Source organism: Luteibacter sp. P4_E6 (assembly GCF_056401535.1).
The window spans coordinates 1-3,266 of record NZ_JBFUJE010000444.1; the positions used below are offsets into that span (position 1 = coordinate 1).

Consider the following 3,266-nt stretch of genomic DNA (forward strand, 5'->3'; position numbering starts at 1 on the left):
ACGTATGCGTGTCGTTGTCCGGCACGATGTCCATGGTCGTCATAGGCCCCTCCCCAGGCAGCATCGTATCCGGCGGTAGCCCGCACGCGCCAGATCGCCCGTGGAAGCCACTTAGCCGCGGATGTGACGTTCGAATCATCACCTGTGGCACAGTGCAGTGAATCCGACTGGAAGCAGACTCCGGGCCGTCGTCGTCGGCCATGACATCGGCACCATGGTGGCCTATGCCTACGCAGCCCGTTATCCGGACAAAACCGAGCGCCTGGTCGTGATGGATGCGCCCGTTCCCGGCATCCCTCCCTGGGACCAGATCGTGCGCTCGCCATTGCTTTGGCACTTCGATTTCGGCGGTCCCGACATGGAGCGCCTGGTCGCCGGACGCGAGCGAATCTATCTGGATCGATTCTGGAACGAGTTCGCCGGCGACCCGAGCAAGATGGACGAGGGCACGCGTCGGCACTATGCCGACATCTATGCCCGCCCGGGCGCGATGCATTCCGCGTTCGCCCAGTTCCGCGCCATTCGCCAGGATGCGGACATCAACCAGGCGTCGTTGGCGACGAAACTGCCCATGCCGGTGCTCGCTATTGGCGGAGAGAAGTCATTCGGGGCAAACGAGGCCATCGTCATGCGCCATGCCGCAGGGAACGTCACGGGCCTGGTCATTCCCGGCGCAGGCCACTGGCTGATGGAAGAAGCGACGGACACCACGGTAGGCGCCATACGGAGTTTCGTCGACGGTAAGCCGGTTGTCGGAGCGATGGCGAATTGAGCTGGCAGGCCGTGAGGGCCGTCCTTTCGAGGCACCACCTTACGGTCACAGCCATTTCATGGCTCGGGTGCGACATCTGAGACTCGTCTACGGAGATTCACCATGTCACGCACCCTGCCCCGCCTCATGGCCACCGCCTTCCTCGCCGCTGCCCTACCCATGGCCGCCCTCGCCCAGCACACCGATTCCAAGGGCGGCACACCGACCGACGCTGGTTTCGTCACCAATGCCAGCGGCGCCGGCCTCGCCGAGATCGAAGCCGGCAAGCTGGCCGAGACGAACGCCGGCTCGGACAAGGTCAAAGCCTTTGCACGGCAGATCGTGGCCGATCACACCAAGGCGGGTGAGGAACTGAAGACGCTCGCAGCGGGCGACCGCGGCTATGCCACCGCCGAATCGCCGCCGCCAGCGAACCAGAAGGACATCAACGCGCTGAAGATGCTTAACGGCACGGCGTTCGACAAGGAGTTCGCCARGGTCATGGTGGCTGACCACCAGAAGGCTGTCGCGATTTTCGAGGTCGAGGCGGAGAAGGGGTCGAACAAGGATCTGCAGGCGTTTGCGACGAAGACGCTGCCTACGTTGAAGGAGCATCTGAAGATGGCTCGGGCTTTGAATACTGGGAAGTGATTGCGAAACGCAACGGGATCGCTAGCGCCCATCGCCGATGAATCGGCTCCTACAGAAGAGCATGCTTCGCTTTTTGTAGGAACCGATTTATCGGCGATGGCTACGGAGCGCTGCGTCGGACGAACCCGCGCAACGTCAACCCCGGCGAGGTCACGAACTCGACCGGCCGCGGCATGCCCTCATCCCCTGCGATGAAGACGAACGAATCGCCGTCAAGTTCATAGCTCGCAGGTAAGAGCTTCCCGGCATCGTCGCCCATGCTGTCGATCCAGGTGATCGAACGCGGGGTAGTGCTGGGGTCGAGGATGAAGCGGCCTGCGAGCAGGAGTTCGCCATCGGCCAGACGCACGGCGAAGGTATTGCCTTCGATGGTGGTGATGGCGCCGTTGCCGCCGTGGACGTCAGGCGGATCGATGACGCCGTTTTCTTCGAAGCGGGTTTGGGACCAGGTGCCCTGGAGACGTTCTAGGTCATTCATTTTTCTTCCGTGAAAAGTTTTGGCTAGCATCCGTTCGCCGATGAATCGGCTCCTACAAGGAGCGTGATCGCGCTCTGTGTGGGAGCCGATTCATCGGCGATGCTTTTGGCGACGGATCAGCCGTTGCGGTTGGAGCCAGAAAGTACGTCAACCCAGACGGCGAGGACGAGGATCACGCCCTTGATGATCATCTGCCAGGAGTTGTCGACGTCCATCAGCTGCATGCCGTTGTCGAGGCTGGCCATGACCAGTGCGCCGATCAGCGCGCCGTAGACCGTGCCCGAGCCGCCGCGCATGGAGGTGCCGCCGATGAAGCAGGCCGAGATCGCGTCGAGCTCGCCACCGGTACCGGCGGACGGTGAACCCGAGCCGGTACGCGCCACGGTAATGATGCCGGCGAAGGCGCACATCAGGCCCATGATCGCGAACACCACGAGCTTGACGCGTGCCACGTTCACGCCGGAAAGGCGCGTGGCTTCCATGTTGCCGCCCACCGCGTAGATGTGACGACCGAACACGGTCTGCGTGGAGACGTACGTGAACACGGCAAGCAGGCCGAGCAGGATCATCACCGGAATGGGGATGCCGTTGGCGTCGTTGAGCATCCGCACGAAGCCGAAAATGAACGCACCGATCGCCACGATCTTCGCCACGTCGATCCACAAGGCGCCTTGCTGCAGACCAAGCTTGGCGCGGCGTACACGACGGCGCGCGGTCAATGCCACCATGGCCAGGAAGATCAGGCCACCGATCCACACCGACACGCCAGGCGGGACGAAGCCCTGGCCGATCGCGATGAGGTTATCCGGCGCCGGCGCGATCGTGGAACTGCCGGTAATGAAGAGCACGATGCCGCGGAAGGCGAGCATGCCGCCCAGGCCGACGATGAACGAGGGCACGCGCATCTTGGTGACGATGTAGCCGTTGACCGCGCCGATCAGCAGGCCGAGTACCAGCACCGCACCGATGGCGGGCCATGTGCCCCAGCCCTGGTTCACGGTGAGGATGGCGACCACGCCACCGAGGAGGCCGAGCTGCGAACCGATCGACAGATCGATCTCGCCGGCGATGATGACGAACACCATGCCGCAGGCAAGCATGCCGGTGATCGCCATCTGTCGGAACAGATTGGACAGATTGCCCGGCGTGACGAAGGCTGCATCCGTCTTGATGTGGAAGAACAGCCAGATGAGCGCGACGGCGATGAGCAGCGCGAGGATCTTGTAACGGACGAACAGTTGCTGGATTTGCTGCGACTGCATGGAGGAGCTTCCCTGGTAACGCGTGAATAGGTTTGAGGATCAGGCCGCGTGTGCGGGCCCCTCGGCGGCATGCGAGATAGCGGCGGCGAGCACCTGCTCCTGCGTCAGGCCGACGTTCTTGAAG

The 3,266-nt window shown here is 62.9% G+C and carries 4 protein-coding genes; 2 read left to right on the forward strand and 2 right to left on the reverse strand.

What is annotated here, in order from left to right:
- The first annotated feature begins 157 nt into the window (after positions 1-157).
- Positions 158-772: an alpha/beta fold hydrolase gene (locus tag AC1DT2_RS18875; RefSeq protein ID WP_477298002.1), complete on the forward strand. Its 615-nt coding sequence runs from the start codon at positions 158-160 to the stop codon at positions 770-772.
- 102 nt (positions 773-874) lie between these two features.
- Positions 875-1,402: a DUF4142 domain-containing protein gene (locus AC1DT2_RS18880; RefSeq protein ID WP_477298003.1), complete on the forward strand. Its 528-nt coding sequence runs from the start codon at positions 875-877 to the stop codon at positions 1,400-1,402.
- Between the two features lie 100 nt (positions 1,403-1,502).
- On the opposite strand, the gene AC1DT2_RS18885 is transcribed toward AC1DT2_RS18880, so the two are convergent.
- Together AC1DT2_RS18885 and AC1DT2_RS18890 are read right to left on the reverse strand one after the other, a co-directional pair.
- Entirely contained in the window at positions 1,503-1,880 is a 378-nt protein-coding gene (locus AC1DT2_RS18885; protein WP_477298005.1) for a TIGR03067 domain-containing protein, read from the reverse strand.
- A gap of 116 nt (positions 1,881-1,996) precedes the next feature.
- Positions 1,997-3,142, reverse strand: coding sequence for a sugar ABC transporter permease (locus AC1DT2_RS18890; protein ID WP_063571580.1), 1,146 nt, complete (start codon positions 3,140-3,142; stop codon positions 1,997-1,999).
- Positions 3,143-3,266: the final 124 nt, after the last annotated feature.